Consider the following 508-nt stretch of genomic DNA (forward strand, 5'->3'; position numbering starts at 1 on the left):
TTGAATTTGAGGAAGAAAACGATTCGCACGATTGATAGGCCCTGCAATCACACTCGGGAAGAAGGCAAGAAAGAGTGCAAAATCGAAGAAGCTGATCGGCGCCATACCTCGCCATGATTGTGGCTCGAGCGGTCTTTCTCGCTGATCGACGGCACGCTCATAGAGCGATACAAGATAGCTAATAGAGTGGAAAGTGTAGAACGAGATTCCGATCGGGAAGATAATCTCCGCCACCGGCAATGAGAGATCGATCCCCCATTCCGAAAGTCGATAGACAAATTGTGGCGCAAAAAAGTTAAAGTACTTAAAGAGCGCTAAGTTCCCAACACCCACGACAATAGCGCTGATTAGCCAAAACTTTGGGGATCGCCCATAAATAATACCGGTTGAGAGCAGATAGATAACGGTGGTATAGCCCCCTAAAATCAGGGCGAAATCGACACTAAATAGCCCGATAATCCAATAACTTGCCACCAAAAGCAGGCCATTTTGGATCGCCACGCTCCGT

Annotated in this window: 1 protein-coding gene; it reads right to left on the reverse strand. The window is 47.6% G+C overall.

The genetic code is table 11. The features are described 5' to 3' along the window. Nucleotides 1–508, reverse strand: a 508-nt coding sequence (locus FK268_RS26295; protein WP_497997393.1) for a hypothetical protein, incomplete at both ends; no start/stop codon positions are given.

This window comes from Tsukamurella sputi (assembly GCF_007858445.1).
GTDB classification, from domain to species: Bacteria; Actinomycetota; Actinomycetes; order Mycobacteriales; family Mycobacteriaceae; genus Tsukamurella; species Tsukamurella sputi.